The sequence below is a fragment of the Bradyrhizobium sp. WSM3983 genome, from assembly GCF_000473045.1.
Taxonomy (GTDB): domain Bacteria; phylum Pseudomonadota; class Alphaproteobacteria; order Rhizobiales; family Xanthobacteraceae; genus Bradyrhizobium.
This window is the reverse complement of the sequence record NZ_AXAY01000002.1, coordinates 420,320-441,303: the sequence shown is the minus strand read 5'-3', so window position 1 is coordinate 441,303 and position 20,984 is coordinate 420,320. Positions and strand designations below refer to the sequence as shown.

The following is a 20,984-nucleotide window of genomic DNA, read 5'->3' as shown; positions in this document are numbered from 1 at the left end:
GCGCCCGCAAAGCGCCTAGAACTGCACCCCCCGCGTGAGGGCACCGTCAACCACGAGGTTCGTCCCCGTAATGAAGCTCGCCGCCTTGCTGGCAAGGAACACCGCACCGTTCGCCATTTCCTGCGGCGTGCCCATCCGGCCGGTCGGGTTGAGCGCCAGCGCAGTCTTGTACAGCTCGGGATTGCCGCCCTTAATCTGATGCCAGACACCGCCCTCGAAATAGGTGTTGCCCGGCGACACCGAGTTGGCGCGGATACCTTTGTTGGCAAGCTGGAATGCGAGCCCCTGCGTATAGTGGATGATCGCGGCCTTGAACGTGCCGTAGGGGCCGCTGGCGAAGTCGACCTCGCGGCCCGACACGCTGGAGATGGTGACAATCGCGGCCGCTTTGCTCTTCTCCAGATACGGCATCGCCGCATTGACCAGCCGCACCGTGCCCATCATGTCGGTGGAGAATTCCTTCTCCCAGCTCTCCTCGTCCTGCCCAATCGACAGCGCGCTGACATTGGCGACGACGATGTCGATCCCGCCGAGTTTCGAGGCCATATCCTGGACCCATTCCTTGAGCGCCGCCCCGTTGGAGACGTCGACCGAACTGCCGAACGCAGCAACGCCCTTCGCCTTGATCGCAGTGACAGCTTTATCGACGTCGCCTTGGTTGCGAGCGCAGATACCGACATTGGCACCTTCCGCCGCGAAGGTGTCCGCGATCGCCCTGCCGATGCCCTTGGTGCTGCCGGTAACGAGAACCTTTGCTCCCTTGAGTCCCAGATCCATGTCTATTCCCTCCCTATCGACGACTTGAAAACATGAGATGCGGCCGTTCAGAGCAAAAGCTGCTCGCGGACATTATTCTCGTTGACCTCGCCGCCTGCCAGCGACTGCGTGATCTTGCCCTTCTCCATAATGTAACAGCGCTCGGCGATCGCCAGGATCGTATCGAGGTTCTGCTCGACGAAGATGATCGTCGTCCCGAGCTCGTTCCGGAACGATCTCAGCGCCTCGCAGATATGGTGGACGATCGAGGGTTGGATACCCTCGGACGGCTCGTCCAGGATCATCAACGACGGATTGCCGATCAGCGCGCGGCCTATGGCGAGCTGCTGCTGCTCGCCGCCCGACATGGTGCCCGCGGCCTGCCGCCGGCGTTCCTTCAGCCGCGGAAAATATTCGTAGACGAGCTCCGGCAGCTTCTTGCCGCCAGGACCACCGATGAGCTCACCCACTTGAAGATTTTCTTCGACCGTCATCTGCGGAAAGACGTCGCGTCCTTGCGGGATATAGCCGAAGCCCGCCCTCGCCCGCGCGTCGGCTTCGAGCTTTGTGACGTCCTGATCCATGAAGCTGATCGTGCCGCGCCAGGTTTGCAGCAGGCCGATCAGGCACCGCATCAGGGTCGATTTGCCGACTCCGTTACGGCCAATCACGCCGACGATCTCGCCGCGCAAGACCGACATGGTGACACCCTGCAGGATCGGCGTTGCGCCGTATCCCGCCCATAATTCCGATACCTCAAGAATCCGGCCAGTGGGCGTGGGCTTAGTGAGCATGGGTCTTACCGAGGTAAATTTCGGCGACTTTTTCGTCCTGCAAAATGCTTTCGAGATCGCCGCGCGCAAAGATCTTGCCGAGATGCAGCACCGTGACGCGCTGGGCGACCTGGCGCACAAAGGCCATGTCATGCTCGACGACAAGCACCGTCATGCCCTCGGCATTGAACGACTTGATCAGCTCGCCGGTCCTGAAGGTTTCCTCCGGCGACATCCCGGCCGTCGGCTCGTCCAGCAGCAGAAGCTGCGGCTTCAGTGCCAGCGCCATTCCGATCTCGAGCCATTGCTGTTGGCCATGCGACAGCGCGCCAGCTAGCTTGTCGCTGTCCGCCGCGAGATTAAGAAGTGTCAGCAGGCGATCCTCCTCGGCGAGGCGTTCCTCGCCGGACAGTCGCTCCTGGAGCGCGATCTGGATGTTCTGCCGGACCGGCAGCTCCTTGAACACGCTGGGAGCCTGCATCTTGATGCTCATGCCCCGCTGCACGCGCGCGTATGGGCGCTCAGCCGTGATGTCGACGGTATCGAACAGGATGCTGCCCTGGGTCGGCGGATAGAGGCCCACGATCAGCTTGAACAGCGTGCTCTTGCCAGCACCGTTGGGACCGATCAGGCAGTGGACCTCACCGACATTCACCGCGAGGTCGACGTCGGAGACGGCGGTCAACCCGCCGAACCGCTTCGATACGCCTTTGACCTCAACCAGGGTCATGATCAGGACTCTTTCGACTGCAGGCGAGCAGTCTCCGTAAGGCTCGCGCCGGCATCGCTCGGCCCTCGCCCGCCCCACCAACCGGCAGCGAGCTTACCGATACCAAGCACAAAACCTTGCGGCGCCAGCATCACCGTCGCGAGCAGCAGCGCCCCCATTAACACCAGCGCCGCCTGCTGGCTGTAGACCGTGATGGTCTGAAAGCCGAACAGCAGCAGGAATGATCCGACCAGGGTCGCAGTCAAATCGCTCCGCCCGGAGAAGGCCACCCACACGATCGGCATCGCTGCCGCCGGCAGGCCGATGCTGGACGGCGTGATGAACTGTCCCCAGGATGTGTACAGCGCGCCGCTAAGGCCTGCGAGGCCACTGCCGATCACGAAGGTCAGTAGCTGATACTTGCGGACGTCATAGCCCAGCATCTCGGCGCGCTGCGGGTTCTCCCGCGTTGCCACGATGACGTTGCCGATCCCCGAATTCACAAGCATGCGCAGCGCGAGATAGACGATCACGATCAGTGCGACCATGACGTAGTACAGGGCCGATCCCTCGACATAGAAGTCGCCCACGGTCAGCGGGTCCATGCCCTTCATGCCGTTGAAGCCGTTCAGCCGCGCCGGGCCGATGTGCCATTCCGGCCCTGCCGTCTGGCCAAGGAAAAAGGCGAGCACCAGGGTCGCGGACAGCGTCACGATGCCAAAGAAAATGCCGTTAATCCCGCCCCAGATCATGAAGTAGCCGAGGATTCCTGCGGCGATCATCGCGAGGACAACCGAGAGCGCGAGCGCGGCGATCGTCGCGGTGCCTCCGCCCATGTTGATCGCGAGCACGCCGTAGCCGTAGCCGGCGATGCCGAAGAACAGGGTCTGGCCAAACGACAGCATGCCGCCATAGCCCCACATCAGGCAGAGGCCGAGCGCCATGAAGATCCAGATCAGGAAATAGGCAAAATTGCCGACACCGTAGGAGTCAGCGAACAGCGGATAGCTCAGCGCTCCCGCCAGCACCGCGACAAAGCACAACCAAAATTTCTTGCCGCGCCCGAGCGTCTGTGGGCCTTCAAGAAGCTTGAACATCACAGATTCCCTTTAGCGCCCACGACGAACCAATACGCTGGAGAGTCCCTCGGGCAATACCCGGATGATCACGATGACAGCCACCAGCATGCCGATCTGTCCGATGATCTGACCGTAGCTCGCATTCAGCGCCATCCGGATCATCGCCAGGAACACCGCGGCCGGCGCCGTTCCGAGCAACACGTTCGCTCCTCCGATCACGACGGTGACGAAGCTTTCGACCACGAAGGTCGCGCCCATGGTCGGGATCAGCGTCATGGTCGGCGCGTAGAGCGCCCCGCAAAGCCCGGCGAGACCGGTGCCGATCCCGAAGCTGATCGCATAGATGCGGCCTGTGCGTGCGCCCAGCGCCTTTGCCATCGCCGCATTCTGCATGGTCGCGCGGGCGATCACGCCGAACCGCGTCTTCATGAAGATGATGTAGAGACCGGCCAGCACGGCGACCGCACAACCGAACAGCACCAGGCGGTAGGTCGAAAACGTATAGTCACCGATTGCGAAGCTTCCCTCGGGTGTTCCGATGCCCCGTACGGCAGAACCGACGATCAGGAGCATCGATTGCGTCACGATGAGGCTAAGGCCCCAGGTCGCGAGGAGCGAATCCAACGGCCGCTTGTAAAAGCGCCGCACGACGAGGAACTCGACGAGGACGCCGATGAGCCCCGCCGTCACCGCGGCGAGGATCTGCGCGATCGCGAGCGGCACGCCGAGATTCACCAGGCCGACTGTCACATAGGCGCCGCACATGATGAACTCGCCATGTGCCATGTTGATGACGCCCATCATGCCGAACACGATGGCGAGACCTGCAGCCGAAAGAATGAGGAACGCAAACACGTCGGCGAACTGATAGAATAGCGAGAACACTTCGGCCGACATCTTGATCCCCTTGCCGATCCCGGCGCCGCATCGTTGCAGCGCCGGTTTTGTCCAAGACCGTGACACTCAACTCGAGCAAGATCCGTGCCCGTTGCGCGTCACGACTTCTTCGGGAGATGGCTCGGCGTGTACTGATCCTTCTCGTTCTTCTTGGTGAGATCGCAGCCGATCTCGCCAAGCCAATAGGGCTGGATCACCCCGTAGTCCTTCTCCACCGTCACCTCGTGCTTGGGCCCGACCGAGATCAAGCGCATGCGGTGCGACGTGTGCTGGCTCTTCGGATCGATGCAGACCTTGCCTTCGGGCGCGTCGATGCAAGCATCACCCGCTGCGATGGCCTTCCGCATATCCTCGAGCTTGGTCGACTTAGCCTTCTCGACCAGCGCTTTGTACATGTAGAGCGCATTATAGGCGTTGTAGCCCATATCGTTAATGTAGAGCTCGTCCGGGAATTTGGCGTGCCAGCGCTTCTTGAACTCGTTGGCCTCCGGCGTGTCGATCTCCTCGAACCAGTTCGCGGTCGCGTGCATGTTGTTGAGCGCCGGCGGCTTGAACCGCTTGTGCTCGAAGCCGAGCATGACCTTGATCGAAGACCCCATCGGCAGGTTGAGGTTGGCAGCGGCCGCCTGCTCGAAGAACGAATCCTGGGCGGCACCGACGTTGATCGTCAGCAACCAATCCGGCTTCGCCTTCTGGATGTTCTGGATGGTCTGCGCAAACTGCGATACGCCGAGCGGAATGAACTCCTCGCCCACGACCTCGCCGCCGAGATCCTTCATGATCTTGCGGTTCCACTCGGCCGAAATCTGACCGAAATTATAGTCCGCCGCAATGACGTAGACCTTCTTGCCGAACTTCTCGACCATCCAGGGAATCAACGTCGAGAATTGCTGCTCAGGTACAGCACCCATGCTGACCATGCTGGCGTCGCAGACACCGCCTTCGTACTGGTTGGTGTAGAAATAGGGCGTCGAGGTGCGGTCAACGATCGGACGCAGCGCCTCGCGCGAAGCCGAGGTGATGCCGCCGATCAGCACGTCGACCTTATCGCGGTTGAGCAGACGGCGGCCGAATTCCTGATAGCGGGCGTTGTCGCCCTGCGGATCGAGATGGATCAGCTCGATCTGCCTGCCCAGGATGCCGCCGCTCTTGTTGATCTCCTCGACGGCGAGCTGAGAGCCGTGCAGCTTGGGCATGCCCATGAAGGCGAGGTCGCCGGAGACGTCCTCGAGCAGGCCCACCTTCAACGGTGGTTCCGCCGCCCGAGCAACACTCATCGCCGCCGCTGTACCGAGCATGGCCCCGAGCAAAACCATCCCTAACTTACGTCCCGAATTCATCGTGATATCCCCTGTTTCTGAAAGCGGTTGAATGTCATGGCTTGAGGTAATTCTTCAGGATCGATGCCCCCATCGTGTATTTGGGGTCGACCATGTTTCCGAGGCGCATGCGGCCGGCCTGGCTGAGCAGCATGTAGGCGTCGATCTCGTCGAAGCCGTAATCGGCTGCCATCCACCGCACGAGCTCGCGATAGGCGATACGGGCCGCATCTTCGAGCGGACGGGCGCTGCCGATCGTCATGATGAAGTCCTTGGTCTCGAGCCGGGGCCAGGCAAAGCTCCAGTTCTTGATCAAATCCACCTGCAGCGTGACCGTCGCGCGTTGCTCCAGCGCCACGCCGGAGAGCTCGCCGTCGCCTTGCGTCGCGTGGCAGTCACCGACGTAGAGCATCCCGCCGTCGGTATGCACCGGGAAATAGATGATCGCGCCGGGAGCTACGTCGGGCAGATCCATGTTGCCGCCGTGATAGTCCGGCTGCAGCGAGGAGATCGCCTCGATCTCCGGCGAGACGCCGATGGTGCCGATGAACGGCTCGTAGGGCAGCGTGAGCTTGTCGTTCCAGCGCACGCCGTTCCTGTCGACATGCAGCTTCTTCACGCGCTCCGGCAGCGGCGGATTGAGCAGCGCCGTGGAGCCGGTTCCGACAAGTCCGCCGAACTCCGGGATGATGCAGGTCGTTCCGGCCGGCTGCTTACCCCGTGTCTCGACGTCGCGGATGTAGATCGCGAGGCAATCGCCCTTCTTGGCACCCTTGACGGCAATCGGTCCGCATTGGGGATTGAGATAGGGGAAGTTCAGTTTGGCCGTGGGGCTGTCAGTCTCCTTCGTGAGCACGCCGCCGAATGCGTCTTCCGTCTCGACGACGACCACCCCGCCCGGGTCGATCGACAAGGTCGGCTTGGCATAGGGACCGTAGACGTAGTGGAAGCCGCCCTGTTGCTCGATCGTCAGGCTGTGCGTCGCGCCGGTCGCACCTTTGGCGACGGCGCGCTTGGCCATGATTGATGTCTTCAACCAGTCTTCGGACATGTGATCGGCTCCTCAACTCAGATCCCGGGATGACGCTTGTGCCAGTCGGTGACGCGCTGGAACGCATCGCCCGCGCGAACGAGGCCGGCCTCGTCGAAATGACGGCCGACGAACTGGAAGCCGACCGGGCCGCCATTCGCAGCGAAACCGCCCGGCAGCGTTACGGCCGGACTTCCCGTCATGTCGAACGGGCAGGTAAAGCGGAGCAGTCCAGCGATCAGCGAGGCGTCCTCTCCGAGTGCCGCCATCTTGGCGAGCGTCGGCGCAGCGAAGGCCTGTGCCGGGACCGCGATGAGATCGACGCTCTCGAACAGCAGACGCATCGCGCCGCGAAACGCTTCGCGCCGGAGCACGATCTTCTGGTAATCCATGCCGGACTGCTGCCGACCGAGATCGAGCAGGCCCGCGAGCGCCGGACCGTACTCGTCCTTGCGCGCCGGATAGGTGTCCTCGTGCGCAACGGCGACCTCGACGCCGCAGAGCGGGAACCAGTCGTCGATGATCGCCTTTGGATCGGGGAACGTGATTTCCTTGATCTTCGCACCGAGATCGGCCGCCACACGCAGCCCCTCGGCTAGGACCTTGGCCGCGTCGCCGTCAGTACCTTCGCTGGTCCAGCGCCGGTCGACGCCGATTGTCACACCGCGTAGGTCGCCGGAGAGACCCGCGAGGTAGTCGGGCACGGCCAGTGGTACCGATGTCGTATCTTTGGGATCCTGCCCCGCGATCACGCCGAGGATGGCGCCGCAATCGACCGCGCTCCGCGCCATCGGGCCGATGTGATCCAGCGTTGCCGCAAGCTCGAACGCGCCGTGGCGGCTGACACGTCCCCAGGTCGGCTTGAGCCCGGTGATGCCGTTGGCCGCCGAAGGAAAGCGGATCGATCCGCCGGTATCGGTGCCGAGCGAACCAAAACAGAGGCCCGCCGCGGTCGCGACACCGGAGCCGCTCGAGGACGCGCCGGGCCAGAGATCCGTGTTCCATGGATTCTTCGGTGGGTCGATCTTCGGATGGTGATCGGCGTAAGCGCCTTCGGTCTGCTGCAGCTTGCCGAGGATAATCGCGCCAGCATCCTTCAGCCGCGCGACCACCGTTGCATCCTCGGTCGGACGGAAATCGCGATGAATGGTCATGCCATGCGCCGCCGGCGCGCCCTTGGCCCAGCAGAGATCCTTGACCGCCACCGGCACACCATGCAGCGGCCCCTTGATCTTGCCGGAAGCGATCTCCTTCTCGGCCGTGGCGGCATGGGCGAGCGCCGAGTCAGCCATCACATGCGCAAAACTCTTGAGCTTGCCGTCGAGCTTCTCGATCCGCCCGAGCATCGCTTCGGTCGCTTCTACCGGCGACAGCTCCTTCGCCTGGATCTTCCGCCCGACGTCGACGAGTCCGAGATAGTGGAGATCTGTTGCCGCCATCGCTCTTCATCCTCCCACTCGATGTGACGCACGGTCGCGCCCACGCACGCGTCACCGCTCTGGCAATGCGCATGCTTTGCCAGTTCCCCTGGCGGCAAACGAAAAAAGCCACCCGTCCCTCCCGAATGAGGTGACGAATGGCTCAAATGCCGCGGCTATGATCTATCGCTTAGGGTCCGAACTCGAACGAAGCACTTAGTGCAAGGAGCTGGACGTCATCGGCCAGATCGGCGCACGCGAGGTTCGACAGGAGCCCCTGTAGGAGAAAAGTCTAAGTAACTGCCTATCGCATTGTCAACGATGCTCTCTGCCTAAATTTCGATAGTGCTGCGCAGCAAAACGGCAAGCCACTTGCACTGTTGTCGCCGATGATGATTTCATCTTCGCGCTGCACTAGCGAAAGTCGTCAATGACAAGACCGTCTGTTCCCGTTGGCATCATCTGCTCGCAGTCCGGGCCCTATCAGGCCATGGGCCGCGAGATCCTCAAGAGCGCGATGATGGCGGTCGACGAGATCAACAACCAGATGGAGTTTGATTTCTCGATCGTTCCCCATGTTCGTGATCCCCGCGGAATCATCTCGGAATACCATACGGTCTGCGACGATCTCATCCGCAATGTCGGCGTCGAACACATCATCGGCTGCTACACGTCGGCGTCGCGCAAACAGGTCCTGCCGATCGTGGAACGTACCGATCGCCTGCTTTGGTACCCTGCGCGCTATGAGGGCTTCGAGTGCTCCGACAACGTCATCTATGTCGGGGCCTCGCCCAATCACAACGTCCTGCCCCTCGTCAGGTACGTGCTCGACAATCTCTCGCGGGAGATCTTCTGCGTCGGCTCCAACTACGTTTGGACATGGGAGACCAATCGCGTTACCCGGGAACTGGTCAGCGCGGCAGACGGCCACATCCTGGCGGAACGGCTGCTCGAGCTCGGCGAAAGCGCCGTCGGCCACATCGTGGATGAGATCGTCCGCCGCAAGCCGCCGATCGTGTTTAACACGCTCGTCGGAAGCTCGAGCTACCACTTCATCCGAGCCTTCCATGCGGGCACCAAGGCCGCCGGGCTCGAGATTCCGATGCTGAGTTGCAGCCTGTGCGAGCCGGAATTGTCGATCGTCGGACCAGCATCGGCCGGCTGCATCACGTCATCCGCCTATTTCGAGAGCATCCACCTGCCGGAGAACCGCGCCTTCGTCGCGCGCTGGAAGGCGCGCTATGGCGAGGACAGCAGCCCCTCCGTTGACGGACAATCCGCTTATGTGGCGGTCTATCTGCTGGCGCGCGCACTGCAGCGCGCGGGCACGTCCGACATTGCAGAGGTGCGGCGCGCCGCGGCGGGACATCGCTACAATTCGCCGCAAGGACCGGTGTGGATCGACGGCGGCAACAACCATTGCGTCCTTACACCGCGGCTTGCCGTATCCAATCCGCAAGGACAATTTGATATCTTCTGGGAAGCCGAGGCGCCTGTTAAGCCTGATCCTTACCTGACGCAGCTCGACGTTGCCGTCGGCCCGGCGAGGGAAACCTCGGCGGGCGGCACATTGCCGAATGCGCCGCATTTGCGGGTTGTAAAATGAGCAGACGGTCTTCATTTTCGCTGCGCGGACGCAAGGCGCTCGTCGCCATCAAGGACGAACGCGACGCGAGCATCGTGCGACGCCAGTTCGAGCGTCTCGGGATCGAGGGTGTTGCATGGGCGCTGGGTGAGCCCGTCGACTTCGCACCCGATCTGTCGCTGATCGATGACGAATTCCTGCCCTTGCTGCAACCGGCGCAGCGCGCGTTCCTGGCGCGATCACCTGTCATCGCCCTGCTCGGCACGGAGACGCCGAGCCGCCTGAAGATGGTGCTCGAACTTGACCCGGCTTCGTTTCTGGTAAAGCCGTTACGATCGGCCGGCATCTATGCAGCGCTCGTCATGGCATTCGAGCGCAACGAACGCACAAGCGAATTGAAGCACCAGATTATCAAGCTCGAGAACCGGTTGAAGTCTCGTCGCGTCGTGCTTGCCGCCGTCCTCCAGGTGATGAATTCGCATGCGCTCGCCGAACCCGCCGCCTTTGCGCTGATCCGTAAAGCGGCGATGGAGCACCGCAAGACGATCGAGGAGCTTTCGGCGGAGATTACGGCTAGGGGCGCGCTCCCGCGGGCAACGGGTTAGGATCACTTTCCGCCATGGGCGGAGATTAGGTTTCCTATCTCTGCTTCTGTCTCTGCCATTTGCGATAGCACGATGAGGAGATGAACGCAGCACGCCCGCGTAGCGCTCGATGATCTCTCAACTGATTAGCGCCGTCGACCAAACTCTAGATTTCGCTTCTGGCCAATAGTTGATTTCCAACGGCTGCAGCTACGGTCAGCCATTCGGGACAAGGCAGGTATCCATCGCCCGTTGAGCGCCCAACTGATAAGCTTTCGCTTGAAACCTTATCAGTCAGCCAACTGACTCCTTTCGTATGAAAGTTTTTCAGTCGGCGGACCGAACTCCGTTTGCCACCAAGCCTTATCGATGGCCGGGCCCCATTCACGATTATGTCGGCTCGAATAGCGAGATCGGATGTCTGGGTCTCGCAGGAGATCTGTTTGAAGCGCCGCACGTTTCAGATAGACACTTTTTCACCGCTGCATGTCAGTCGGTCCAATCCATCATGGGGGCCGTAGAAAATTTCCACCGTAAGCCATTCATTTCACTGATCTATTTTACCTTCGATCGATCCTATATGTGATTGGACCGATTGAGAAATCTGGTTTGATGAGGCTTCCGCTGCTTGGCTCTTCTAGGGCTAGATAGGCATGAATCGGAAGTGGAAATCGCGTCTTCGGATTCTCAGTGCACACGTCACGCACACGAGAGCAAGGCGTGCACATGCAGAGTACTCAGCGCTTCTTTGAACACAAGAGCGTAGCGGCCTCAATTCTACTCACTTCGCGATGTGACACTCTCCCCAACGAGACCATCCATTCAACAAGCGGCGTAGTCCGATCAATCTCCGAAAGCGGACGTCAGAGGCGTGCCGAGAGATGTCAACAACGCGTTAGAGGTATCAGACGTCACGACGACGATAAGGTGTGCTCCAACAGTGATCATCTGAACACCCGTTCGGTGCGTGAGCACAACAACGGCTCGCCGTCGCCAACCTTATATCGAGCCCTGACTCTTGTTCGGAAAGCCTGACCTAAACCAAACGTCGTCTCAGCTTTTCAGGTCGCCGCCGAGCCGATCCCAGACGTGCGGTTCAGGCCGAATGGCCGCTTTGCCCCACCTCCTCGCGAGGTCGCGTTTTGACCAGCAGCAGCCTCTCGCAAGCGAAAGATGACCTCGGCTGGTGCAGAAGCTCGGCCCACCGAACGGTTCTACTCGCGCTTAAGACGGAGAGAAGCCCCAAAGCCATCAGCAGCATGCCAAGCCAGGTCCAGCCCCACCCGTCATCGCCCGCCTCGGCGGTGGAAAAGGCGCGCGGCGTCGCCGAAGCGACAACCGCGTCACTGGTGGCCGGCACAGCCGCCAGGAGTGCCTCCACGTCGACTTGACGCGGCCTGATCTCGTCAGCCGTGAGCCGGTCGTTCGCGCGTTTGGAAAGGGGGACCGGCGACACGCGAGTCGTGATCCCGGTAGCAAGGACGGGACCGGCATCAACCGCCTGCACGGGCGCGGACGGGCTCGGCCGAGACGTATCCTCAGGTGTGGAGCGCGGCAGCTCCGCGCGCGCATCCACCACCGCCTTCCGATTGCGCGCTGCGGTCTTGTTCTCTTCGGCCGTGGCGACACGATGTTTGGCGTCGCGATGCTGAACCAGCTTCTTCACCGTCTCCGTCCCTTCGGCGACCTGAAACCAACATCGCCGCTGGCCTTCCACCCGATAGACCCAGTGCTGGCCGTCGGCGGTCGACTTGCCGGGCCGCGTCGAGCACTCCACTTCCGCGGAAGCGGGTGCAGCGGCCGTTGCGGGACCGGCGTTGAAGAATTCGGAAAGGGAGTTCGAAGACGCGGATGACGTCGAGAGACCTGCAAGAAGCACAATAGCTACGAACCAAAATCGCAAATGACCGGACATCGAAACCCCGGTGTTGCGCCCCTGCCAGGCAAGAGCTTTGGCCGTGACCTGGGTCGCAATGCGACTTAAATCCGGCGACGCGGTGGATTCATTATGGCCGCAAACCCGAGATGCAGGTGCGAATCCCGCACCCGTTCTGCAGCCGGGCGACGACCCGGCCCATCGGTTCGATTGTCCATCTTCGCCACCCCCTTAAGGTCGCACTTTCAAACATCGGCCAGCGCAAAGCTGCAAAGGCTGGAACTGTACCCGAACGGATGTAGCCGATGTTACGGCTGCCAGACGAAGCGCTATATCCGAACTGACGACTGGGCTTTCGACTTTCCCAGGATGACATTCTGTCCGGAGACAAGAACCCGTCCGATTGCGCGGAGCGATTGCGATGAGGGAGGCTACGATGAATTTTTCGCAGATGTCGGATGGGATCCGGCTGCATCACGCCTCTCATCACCACGATGGGTACGATGGCGACGATGAACCGGCCCTTACGCCGAGCGCCCCGCTCCCGACTGACGCGGCCGGCAATGGCGCCCCGATCCATGCTCCCGGCCCGTTCGCAGGCCAATTTGCAGATCCCGGACCGCCCCCCGCGAGCGCGAAGATCCAGCATCATGACTCCGACCCGGTTCAATCCGAACATCCCGCCGCCAAGCTCGCTTCCGACGCATCCCATCCCGGGATGAGCACGGTCGAGAGCGGAGCGAACACGGCCGGGAACGGCGGAGATGGCTACTTTTATGGAGGTATCATTCACGCGTCCCTGCTGATCTATGAACCGATCAACATCTCGGTGAGCCTGGGATACGGCTCGGTCGCCCTGGCCAGCCAGTCCAACAATCTGAATGTCGATCAATCCGCCTTGCAGATGGCCGGCATCGGCGGCCATGGCGGCAGTGACAACATTGCATCGGGAGGCAGCATCGGGACGTCCCTCGGCGCCGGCGTGATCGCAAGCGGCGAGAACAGCGCCGGAAACGGCGGCAGCGGTTATTTCTCGGGTGCGATCGTGGACGCTCCCGTGGTGATCTATCACCCGGTCAACATTGCAATGGCAGGGTCGGGCGGCACCGCGCAGGCAAGTCAATCGAACACGGTCGACATCGATCAATCGGCCATTCAGATCGCGGGCGTCGGCGGCAGCGGCGGAAACGGCAATGTGGCCGCCGGCGGCAGCGTCATGACGCTCGACCCCAGCTGGGGATCAAGCAACGGAACGGGCGTCGCGGACGTTCAAACCGGCGGAAGCCAGGCCAGCAATGGCGGCGACGGCGCGCTCCACGGGAGTCTCGTCCATTCCTCCGTCGTGGTGTACGATCCGATCAACGTCGCAGTCGCGGGCTATGGCTCCAGCGTTCATTCGCTCCAGACCAATGACGCCTACGTCGATCAATCCATCGTTCAGCTCGCCAGCATTGGCGGGCACGGCGGCAACGGCAACGCCGCGGCGGGCGGCCATGCCAGCCATCTCCCCCAGGTGTCGGGCGGCTCCGACACGATCGCGACCGGTTCGAACGCCGCAGGCAATGGCGGCAACGGCTATTTTGCCGGCAGCCTGATCGATGTCAGCGTCGCGATCTATGCACCCATCAACATCGCGATTGCAGGTCCCCATTCAACGGCCGTGGCCGATCAGGTCAACAACGTGCACATCGACCAGAGTGCGGTCCAGATCGCCGGTGTCGGCGGCGACGGCGGTTACGGCAATCTCGCACTGGGCGGCGATCTTTCGGCCCATCTTCTGTCGGATCTTCACCTGATGGGATAGCGAAACGTCACATCGCCCGGACAAGCCCGATCGTGAGTTCGGTCGACACGCTCGCGCATGCAAGCACGCCCTGAGGCGCCCTCCCCTGACGTTTGAAGCTCCGCTGTCGCGCGGCGGATGTCATACTTTCGTACGTAGGTCGACCAAACCGGATGGTGTCCGATTTGACATCTATCGCCGTCGCGCACGAGCGGATCAGAGTTGCCGCGCGCGTCCGCCTGATCGGGATGGATGATGCGCGACAGCCAACAGAAACACGGAGGCTCAAATGTTGCCCAAAGCGATCAACATCTCGGACTCGATCGGATTCAAATCGATCAACACCGGCGGTCAAAGCGTCGGAAACGGCGGGGACGGCACCTTCAAGGGAGCCATCATCAGCAAGCCGACGGTCAACTTCGATCCGACCAACAAGGCGGACGGCGCTAGCGTGCACGTGAACACCGGTGACAGCGTCAAACAGACGGCAGATTGGGATGCCGGCGGCGCCAACGCTAAGGCATCGGTGTTTTCGAAGGCCTATGGCGGAGACGCCGAGTCGAACGGAAGCCAGAAGTCCTATAGCGGCTACGATACCTCCAAGGTCTACGCCAATACCGATGCAAGCCAGATCAACAAGGTCGCGGTGGACCAGCACCAGGACGTCGTGGCCGGCATCGGCGGCAACGGGGGAGACGGCAACGCCGCGCTCGGCGGTGAAGTGGACTTCCATCTCGATACGTTCTGACCGTCGGCTCGTCCGACCGGCAGGACCGGTGATCGCCCTCACCGGTCCTGCAGATCAAGCCGATACCCCGCCGATGCCGTTGGCAGTGACGTTGGCCATCGGGCAAGTGCGCCGGACCTCGATTTCAGGCGGTGACGATCATGCTGATGCCGCCCGTTCGGTTTCCCATCCTGCCGCAGGTGCCAACGCCACTGCACGCGGCCCTCTGGTCCTGCGCGGGACCGCTTGGCCTCGTCTTCGCGTATAGCTGCAGCTACAACCTGCTTCTGTTTGCGCCCTCCATCTATCTTCTTCAGATCTACGACCGGGTGTTGTCGAGCCGGAGCGGTGACACGTTGCTCCTGCTCACGCTCATTGTCGCGGTCACGGTGGTCGTCGGCGGCGTGTACGATGCATTGCGGCGCGCCGTCCTGGGACGCCTTGGCGCCTGGCTCGACGACCGCCTTCGTCCTTGCGTGCTATCGGCCGGCCTCGAAGCGGCGTTTCGCAGCGATTGGACGCAAGCGTCGGGCGCATATCGGGATCTCACCACGCTGCGCCAGTTCGTCGAGTCCGGCGCATGTCCGATGCTGTTCGACGCGCTCTGGGCGCCCTTGTTCCTGCTTGTCCTCTTTCTGATCCATCCTCTGCTTGGCGTGGTGGGCGGCTGCTGCGTCGCTCTCCTGTTCGCGCTCACGGTTGCCGGAGAGCTGGCCACCGAAGACGTTCTGCTCAGATCCGGCGCAGCGCTGTCCAGAAGCTACGGCCGCCTCCAGACCGCCGCCGGCAACATCCACATGATCCGCGCCATGGGAATGTTCGATAGCGCCGCGCGCATGATCTACCATGACGCACAGGACTCCCGCAGGGAGCACGATGAGGCCCTCCGGCGAGGCGAGATCGTCATGCTCGCCACCAAACCGGTCCGCGCGCTATCGCAGGTCCTGATCATGGGGGCGGCTGCATGGCTCGTCCTCGATCACGGCAAGAGCCCTGCAATCATCTTTGCTTCCACGCTGATGTTCAGCCGGGCGCTCGCGCCGGTCGAAAGTGCGGTCGCAGGCTGGAAATCACTCGTGACAGCCGTGAGTGCCTGTCAGCGGCTCGGCATGCTTCTCGCCGCGTTCCCTGCAGCCGCGCGGGAGGATACGGAGATCTCGCCGCAGCAAGTCCGGAGCGATCTCGTCGTCGACAATGTCAGCGTGAAGCTGCCGGGGACCAATCATCTTCTGCTGAACGGCGTCTCGTTCAGCATCGCGCCCGGAGAATGCCTCGGCATCATCGGTCCGTCCGGATCGGGCAAGTCGCTGCTTGGCCAGGTGATCGCCGGGCTGTCGATGCCGACACAAGGGCGTGTCCATCTCGACAACACCGACGTTGCGCTGTTTCGCGAGGGGCGAAAAGGCCAGCGTCTCGGATATCTCCCCCAGGACATCAACCTGCTCGGCGACACCATAGCCGACATCATTGCGCGCCTTGACGATGCCGATCGGCAGAAGGTCGTCGAAGCGGCCAAGCTCGTCGGACTCCATCAGGCGATCATGCGCCTTCCGCTGGGGTACGACACGGCGGTTCCAAGTGAAAAAACCTTCTCGCGCGGATATCGGCAGCGCCTCGGTCTTGCCCGTGCCTTTTTCGGCACTCCACGCCTCGTCGTCCTCGACGAACCCAACGCCAGCCTCGACTACGCGGGCGAGCGAATGCTGCTGGATGCCATCGAGCGCATGAAGCTCGCGGGAGTCATCCTCGTCGTCGTCACTCACCGGATGGGTCTCCTCGCCGCCACGGACAAGATTGCCATCATGGAAGACGGCGCGGTCACCGCGTTCGGCGACAGCGAGGACGTCTTTGAACGGCACCTGAGCCGCCCCCTGGTTACTTCGCAGATTGTGCCATGATCTGGAACTCGCTCACCATCTGGAAGGTTCCCGCCGTCGCGAGACTTCCCATGATCTGGGGCCAGCTCACGCGAACGCCGGTGCCCCTCACCCCGGCGGCCTGGCGATTTGGAGCGGTGGTAACCGCAATCGACGATTTCGAGCCGATCGAGTTTCCATGGTGCTCGAGGCCCACGCCGATCTCTCCGCGCGCAAGGCTTCGCGGTATCACCGTCGCGGGCAATCTGCTGGTACTCTGCTTCATGCTGGGGCTTGGTACATGGGCGAGCCTCGCGCCTCTCGAGAGCGCCGCGATCGCATCCGGCGTCGTCGAATCGGAATCGAGCCGCAAGACGATTCAACATCTGGAAGGCGGTATCGTCCGGAAGATCCTGGTTTCGGACGGCGATGTCGTGCGAAGCGAACAAACGCTGATCGCGCTGGACGACACCCGGGCCGGCTCGGAGGTGCAAAGCCTTCAAGGCCAGTTGTGGGATGCAACGGCCCGTGCCGCACGGCTTCAGGCCGAACAGCAGAGGTTTGAGAGCATCGCAATCCCGGGCTCGCTGGAGCAGGACAGCAAGCAGAGTGGCGTGGCCGCCGCTGCGGTGTCGGCGCAGCAGTTCATTTTTCAGGCCCGACTGCAGGTTCACGAGTCGCAGCTTGCAATCATTCGCGAACGAAGGCGCCAGGTCGAGAAGGAGATCGAAGGCCTCAAGGCGCAGGAGAACGCCACCGGGCAGCGAAGCAACATCGTCCGGGAGGAACTGGATATGGTCGCGGCGCTTGTCAACAAGGGACTCGAACGGCGGCCGCGGCTTCTGAACCTGCAACGCGAGCTGGCCGACGTCGAAGGCCGCCGCGGCGAGATCGGCGCGCAGATTTCCCGCGCCGCGCAGGTCATCAGCGAGCAGCAGGCCACATTGTTCAAGCTCGAGAGCGAGAGGCAGAACGAAATCGCCCAGTCGCTACGCGAAGCCCAGAACCAGATATTTCAGCTCCGCGAGCGATTGCTTGCGGCCAGGGATCAGCTCGCTCGAACGGAGATCAAGGCGCCCGAGGACGGCGTGATAACCGATCTACGGATTCATACAGCCGGCGGCGTCGTCGGAGCGGGCGCTCCGCTCATGGACCTGGTGCCCCGGCAAGACCGCCTCATCGTGATCGCGCGCCTGAGGCCCGAGGACATCGATGTGGTTCATCCCGGCCTCAATGCCGAGGTTCACCTCGTACCATACAATCAGCGTCGCGTGCCTCGCCTGAAGGGAACCGTCGTGCACGTATCCGCAGACCGGCTCCTCGACAAGCGTACCGACCAGCCATACTACGCGACCAAAATCCGGATCGACGACGCGCAGATCGCCGCAAACGACATCCAGATCGTGCCGGGCATGCCGGTTCAAGTATTCATCACGACAGGGCGTGGGACCGTGGCTCTCTACGCGCTCCGGCCCTTGCTCGACAGCTTCCGGGGGGCATTCAGGGAGGACTAGGTCTCTGGCATCGGAACGGCGCCGGGGTCGCGATCGCGGCTCAGCACGGGCAACCGGCCGCGCCAGCGGAGGACGGCTTCCGTGCGATTGTGCGCAGCACATTTCCTCATGATATGCTGGATGTGCATTTTGACCGTGCTTTCCGAGAGGTTCAATTTGGCGGCGATCAGCTTGTTGGGCAGGCCGAGCTCCAATTCCGCCAGAACCTGTTGCTCACGAGGCGTGAGATCGGTCACGCTCCTGTCAATGGCCACTCTGGCTCCGTCGTTCATCAGATATGTGGGCGCAAGCACGCGCGCATCCGGCGGTTCGAAATCCGGCATCCTGTTGATCCCGGCCACGGGCAACGGCCTGTAGACGCCGCCGACAAGAACGAGGCGCAGGCCGGCTATGACGATCTCGATCGGCAGCGAGGTGGACAGAAAGCCGCGCACGCCCCGCTGCATCGCGGCCTGCACTGTCGCCTCGTCGTCATGGTTTGACAGGAGTGCAACGGCGGCGGTGGGACAACACTCCGCAACGAAGGCGAGATCGTCCTCAACCGAGGGATCGCCGATGGACTTGTCGGCGATGCTCAGCACCACCAGACGAACATCGCGGGCTGACGTGCAGTCCAGGCTTTGGGCCGTTGCCATGTCAAGGATCTCGAGTTCGTCCAATTCCCGCCTGAGGACGTTCAGAATGCATGTGCGAGGCAACAGGAGCGGCTCGATGATCACCAGAACCGGCAAGTGAAGCGATTCATTGAGCCGTTTTGAGGTGTTGGTTATGTCGTGCATGACTTCCTCGAAAATGAAAGAATTTCCGCGATATTCCCATTTCGTTTGCATCTCCCCTGCTGCCGCATTCATCCCGAATGGAGCAGCACGAGAGCGGTGCAGCGCCAGCGTTGGTGTCGTATCCACTGCGGGATCACTTGGCGCCTGGGGAAAATTCTTTCCGCTCAAATCATTTCGGCGCGAACCACGCGATGGCGCAGTCGACGCACTCCCTCAATTGCAGATATTTCGATACGCGGTTGACGACGCCGACCCTGACTTGCCATCGACGACATATGCCTCATCCTCCTTGACGAGATACAGAAACGGCCTCTCTCCGGTCTCGCCGCCTGACGCGCTTCTTCCTTTCACACGCCCGCAAATCGTATCCACGCGGCGTCCAAACATGTTCTTTCGCATTGCGCGCTTCATGTCGCTGAATTCGGCCGATTTCGGATCTTCCATCTTCGTCGCGATCGCGACCTTCGCCTTGTCCAGAGCAGGATCTGATATTTCCGCGGACCGTTCGGATGCCGGGACGCTGATCCTCGTTCGCGAGGACGCCGCTTTGGCGAGGTCAGCCGATTCGCGCTTCTTCGGAGATGATTTCTTGCCGGGCCTTGCCGGAGTTGCGGAATTCGATTTGACGACCGCAGGCTCTTGCGCCAGTGCCGTCGGCATTGGCTGTGCGGGCTGGGCGACTGCAACCCTGTCGAAACAGGGTCGCGACGCACACCCGAGGAAATACCCCCGGGAAGGCGCGAACCAGCCAAAGCCGATCAGGACTCCTGCCAGCACTCCAATGAAAAGCAGTCCCATCCGATTCCCCTCCTCGGGAGCTCGGCTCGCACTCGTAACTAGGACTAATTCCGCGCTGGTGCTCTATCTGTTGCGCAAAAGCATTAAACGCTCATTAAGCGCGCGCGGTTGCCCGGCAGGTTGCCTGTACGAGCCGGTCAGATAGGCTCCCGACCCGCCGAGATCCGAAAGGCCAACGCGAAAACGATCATGGCCGAATTGGTTCGCTTTTGGGCTCTTCTGCAACTTGCGTGCTCGTCCGAATGTCCGGTTTGCGCGAAAAGCTGCCGATCCTCGCACGAGGTTGCTTCATTGGCGCGAGAAGGCCAGCTCCCATAGCCTAGCTGGGCCTCAGTCGCATTCGCAGTCAACACCATCGCACCAGCGGGCCCTGGCCGATGCTATCAGGAGAAGAATCGTCGCAAATTGTTCCCGGGCGCAAGAAACTGCGGCATACATCATGGGCTTTTCGCAAGATCCTAGAGTACCTACAATCCTTTGGTCCACGCGCAGCACATAGCGGACAAAAGGCCTGTGAGGTCGCACGCTTTCTTGAGCTGAAACCAGGCATGACTGTCGGCGATAGCGGGGCAAGCAGCGGCTACTACACGGCGAACGGAATGAATGGGGCTGACAAACGTCATATTCGCAACGGGCGAACGACACGACCCCCGCCTGCCCGCTTCCTCCCTGGACGCGGCCATCCTCGGGCACATGGATCACGAGATAGCCCAACCGTATGCCTTCCTCTATAATCTCGCGCCCACCTTGGAGCCGGGCGCGCGGGTCGGAATTGTCGACTTCGAGCGACCGACCTCGAAGCATGGCACGCCGATTGAGTTGTTGCGTTGCGAACTGACTGCCGTTGGCTATGGCGAGATCGCTACTTATCAGCTCGCGGGCGATGGCCGATACTTAGCGGTGTTCGTGCCACCGCAGGAAGTGGGTCGAAAATTCTCCCGCGATATCGTTGCTTGCACGGATCGTGCCCGCTCTCGCTGATGATAGTTAGTGAAGGCGGGTAAGCACCCAGCCGACCTCGTGAATCGACGATCCGCGATCCAACCAAACCGCATTTCGCTCGTAGCCCATCCCGTGAGGCCAACGTCATCACAAATCGCGGTCCGCGCTATTAGCCTGGTGCGGTATGCCATAGAGCTCCGCAGAATCGAAGATGTATCCGCCAGCGGCTATCGCGCACAAATAGCAAGATGCCGCAGAAGTGATCCGCTCATTAATGGAAGCTCCGTGCGCGACCGCTTCACGCTCGCCGAGTGTAGATTTTCTTGATCTCTGGGTGCACACGCCACCCTCTAAACCGATTGAAAACCTAAACTCTCGCTCCAGTCCATCATTGGATCGACTGAGCTTCCGCCGCTGAGCTTTTTCAGCTTCATATATCCATGAAGGGGAGCGGAAGCCACTACTTCGGATTTTCCGCGCACAGGTCGGGTCCAAGAGAAGGCGAATGCACACCCACTCGAGCATTGCACTCCTTGAGCTACATTCGGAACTGATAAGG

General features: G+C 61.6%; 18 protein-coding genes. 8 read left to right on the top strand and 10 right to left on the bottom strand.

The window, feature by feature from the left end; all coding sequences use genetic code 11:
- Positions 1 to 15: 15 nt before the first annotated feature.
- From YUA_RS0104985 to YUA_RS0104950, 8 genes are all read right to left on the bottom strand, one after another.
- Complete coding sequence (locus YUA_RS0104985; protein WP_027529680.1) at positions 16 to 777, bottom strand: SDR family NAD(P)-dependent oxidoreductase; 762 nt, start codon at positions 775 to 777, stop codon at positions 16 to 18.
- A 47-nt stretch (positions 778 to 824) separates the two neighbouring features.
- Complete coding sequence (locus tag YUA_RS0104980) at positions 825 to 1,550, bottom strand: ABC transporter ATP-binding protein (RefSeq protein ID WP_084292104.1); 726 nt, start codon at positions 1,548 to 1,550, stop codon at positions 825 to 827.
- Positions 1,540 to 2,259, bottom strand: coding sequence for an ABC transporter ATP-binding protein (locus YUA_RS0104975; protein WP_027529678.1), 720 nt, complete (start codon positions 2,257 to 2,259; stop codon positions 1,540 to 1,542). Before YUA_RS0104975 ends, YUA_RS0104980 begins: the two co-directional genes overlap by 11 nt.
- 2 nt (positions 2,260 to 2,261) lie before the next feature.
- Entirely contained in the window at positions 2,262 to 3,335 is a 1,074-nt protein-coding gene (locus YUA_RS0104970) for a branched-chain amino acid ABC transporter permease (RefSeq protein WP_027529677.1), read from the bottom strand.
- Positions 3,336 to 3,347: 12 nt separating this feature from the next.
- Complete coding sequence (locus tag YUA_RS0104965) at positions 3,348 to 4,214, bottom strand: branched-chain amino acid ABC transporter permease (RefSeq protein WP_035970461.1); 867 nt, start codon at positions 4,212 to 4,214, stop codon at positions 3,348 to 3,350.
- Between the two features lie 98 nt (positions 4,215 to 4,312).
- Positions 4,313 to 5,530, bottom strand: a complete 1,218-nt coding sequence (locus tag YUA_RS0104960) for an urea ABC transporter substrate-binding protein (RefSeq protein ID WP_027529675.1) — start codon at positions 5,528 to 5,530, stop codon at positions 4,313 to 4,315.
- A 58-nt stretch (positions 5,531 to 5,588) separates the two neighbouring features.
- Positions 5,589 to 6,584 carry an acetamidase/formamidase family protein gene (locus YUA_RS0104955; RefSeq protein ID WP_027529674.1) on the bottom strand — a complete coding sequence of 332 codons (996 nt, stop codon included), beginning with the start codon at positions 6,582 to 6,584 and terminating at the stop codon, positions 5,589 to 5,591.
- A gap of 17 nt (positions 6,585 to 6,601) precedes the next feature.
- Entirely contained in the window at positions 6,602 to 8,002 is a 1,401-nt protein-coding gene (locus YUA_RS0104950; RefSeq protein ID WP_027529673.1) for an amidase, read from the bottom strand.
- A 409-nt stretch (positions 8,003 to 8,411) separates the two neighbouring features.
- Here YUA_RS0104950 and YUA_RS0104945 point away from each other — a divergent pair, with 409 nt between their 5' ends.
- Together YUA_RS0104945 and YUA_RS0104940 are read left to right on the top strand one after the other, a co-directional pair.
- Positions 8,412 to 9,587, top strand: a complete 1,176-nt coding sequence (locus tag YUA_RS0104945) for a transporter substrate-binding domain-containing protein (protein ID WP_027529672.1) — start codon at positions 8,412 to 8,414, stop codon at positions 9,585 to 9,587.
- Positions 9,584 to 10,171, top strand: a complete 588-nt coding sequence (locus tag YUA_RS0104940; protein WP_027529671.1) for an ANTAR domain-containing response regulator — start codon at positions 9,584 to 9,586, stop codon at positions 10,169 to 10,171. The genes YUA_RS0104945 and YUA_RS0104940 overlap by 4 nt, the downstream gene beginning before the upstream one ends.
- A gap of 1,075 nt (positions 10,172 to 11,246) precedes the next feature.
- On the opposite strand, the gene YUA_RS43490 is transcribed toward YUA_RS0104940, so the two are convergent.
- Complete coding sequence (locus YUA_RS43490; RefSeq protein ID WP_156947058.1) at positions 11,247 to 12,065, bottom strand: hypothetical protein; 819 nt, start codon at positions 12,063 to 12,065, stop codon at positions 11,247 to 11,249.
- Positions 12,066 to 12,462: 397 nt separating this feature from the next.
- On the opposite strand from YUA_RS43490, the gene YUA_RS0104930 reads away from it, so the two are divergent.
- From YUA_RS0104930 to YUA_RS0104915, 4 genes are all read left to right on the top strand, one after another.
- A complete protein-coding gene (locus YUA_RS0104930; RefSeq protein WP_245285107.1) occupies positions 12,463 to 13,830 on the top strand; it encodes a hypothetical protein in 1,368 nt (455 codons plus the stop codon).
- A 268-nt stretch (positions 13,831 to 14,098) separates the two neighbouring features.
- The gene (locus YUA_RS0104925; RefSeq protein ID WP_027529669.1) at positions 14,099 to 14,557 is read left to right on the top strand and encodes a hypothetical protein; all 459 of its coding nucleotides are present in this window, start codon (positions 14,099 to 14,101) and stop codon (positions 14,555 to 14,557) included.
- 140 nt (positions 14,558 to 14,697) lie between these two features.
- On the top strand, positions 14,698 to 16,434 hold the full coding sequence (locus YUA_RS0104920; RefSeq protein WP_035970501.1) for a type I secretion system permease/ATPase: 1,737 nt from the start codon (positions 14,698 to 14,700) through the stop codon (positions 16,432 to 16,434).
- Positions 16,431 to 17,906, top strand: coding sequence for an HlyD family type I secretion periplasmic adaptor subunit (locus tag YUA_RS0104915; protein ID WP_027529667.1), 1,476 nt, complete (start codon positions 16,431 to 16,433; stop codon positions 17,904 to 17,906). The genes YUA_RS0104920 and YUA_RS0104915 overlap by 4 nt, the downstream gene beginning before the upstream one ends.
- Here the strand turns inward: YUA_RS0104915 and YUA_RS0104910 are convergent.
- Positions 17,903 to 18,811 carry a response regulator transcription factor gene (locus YUA_RS0104910; RefSeq protein ID WP_245285106.1) on the bottom strand — a complete coding sequence of 303 codons (909 nt, stop codon included), beginning with the start codon at positions 18,809 to 18,811 and terminating at the stop codon, positions 17,903 to 17,905. The two genes, YUA_RS0104915 and YUA_RS0104910, sit on opposite strands and share 4 nt — an antisense overlap.
- Positions 18,812 to 19,070: 259 nt before the next feature.
- Between YUA_RS0104910 and YUA_RS49805 the strand changes: the two genes are divergently transcribed.
- The gene (locus YUA_RS49805; RefSeq protein WP_156947057.1) at positions 19,071 to 19,628 is read left to right on the top strand and encodes a hypothetical protein; all 558 of its coding nucleotides are present in this window, start codon (positions 19,071 to 19,073) and stop codon (positions 19,626 to 19,628) included.
- 458 nt (positions 19,629 to 20,086) lie between these two features.
- Complete coding sequence (locus YUA_RS43485; protein WP_051383094.1) at positions 20,087 to 20,464, top strand: hypothetical protein; 378 nt, start codon at positions 20,087 to 20,089, stop codon at positions 20,462 to 20,464.
- The last annotated feature ends 520 nt before the right edge of the window (positions 20,465 to 20,984 follow it).

Bases quoted from the DNA above. Each gene is read 5' to 3' on its own strand.
- YUA_RS0104965 (WP_035970461.1), bottom strand. From the start codon at position 4,214: ATGTCGGCCGAAGTGTTCTCGCTATTCTATCAGTTCGCCGACGTGTTT.
- YUA_RS0104985 (WP_027529680.1), bottom strand. From the start codon at position 777: ATGGATCTGGGACTCAAGGGAGCAAAGGTTCTCGTTACCGGCAGCACC.
- YUA_RS0104950 (WP_027529673.1), bottom strand. From the start codon at position 8,002: ATGGCGGCAACAGATCTCCACTATCTCGGACTCGTCGACGTCGGGCGG.
- YUA_RS0104925 (WP_027529669.1), top strand. From the start codon at position 14,099: ATGTTGCCCAAAGCGATCAACATCTCGGACTCGATCGGATTCAAATCG.
- YUA_RS0104940 (WP_027529671.1), top strand. From the start codon at position 9,584: ATGAGCAGACGGTCTTCATTTTCGCTGCGCGGACGCAAGGCGCTCGTC.
- YUA_RS0104915 (WP_027529667.1), top strand. From the start codon at position 16,431: ATGATCTGGAACTCGCTCACCATCTGGAAGGTTCCCGCCGTCGCGAGA.
- YUA_RS43485 (WP_051383094.1), top strand. From the start codon at position 20,087: ATGGGGCTGACAAACGTCATATTCGCAACGGGCGAACGACACGACCCC.
- YUA_RS0104970 (WP_027529677.1), bottom strand. From the start codon at position 3,335: ATGTTCAAGCTTCTTGAAGGCCCACAGACGCTCGGGCGCGGCAAGAAA.
- YUA_RS0104955 (WP_027529674.1), bottom strand. From the start codon at position 6,584: ATGTCCGAAGACTGGTTGAAGACATCAATCATGGCCAAGCGCGCCGTC.
- YUA_RS0104975 (WP_027529678.1), bottom strand. From the start codon at position 2,259: ATGACCCTGGTTGAGGTCAAAGGCGTATCGAAGCGGTTCGGCGGGTTG.
- YUA_RS0104920 (WP_035970501.1), top strand. From the start codon at position 14,698: ATGCTGATGCCGCCCGTTCGGTTTCCCATCCTGCCGCAGGTGCCAACG.
- YUA_RS49805 (WP_156947057.1), top strand. From the start codon at position 19,071: ATGTTCTTTCGCATTGCGCGCTTCATGTCGCTGAATTCGGCCGATTTC.
- YUA_RS0104930 (WP_245285107.1), top strand. From the start codon at position 12,463: ATGAATTTTTCGCAGATGTCGGATGGGATCCGGCTGCATCACGCCTCT.
- YUA_RS43490 (WP_156947058.1), bottom strand. From the start codon at position 12,065: ATGTCCGGTCATTTGCGATTTTGGTTCGTAGCTATTGTGCTTCTTGCA.
- YUA_RS0104960 (WP_027529675.1), bottom strand. From the start codon at position 5,530: ATGGTTTTGCTCGGGGCCATGCTCGGTACAGCGGCGGCGATGAGTGTT.
- YUA_RS0104980 (WP_084292104.1), bottom strand. From the start codon at position 1,550: ATGCTCACTAAGCCCACGCCCACTGGCCGGATTCTTGAGGTATCGGAA.
- YUA_RS0104945 (WP_027529672.1), top strand. From the start codon at position 8,412: ATGACAAGACCGTCTGTTCCCGTTGGCATCATCTGCTCGCAGTCCGGG.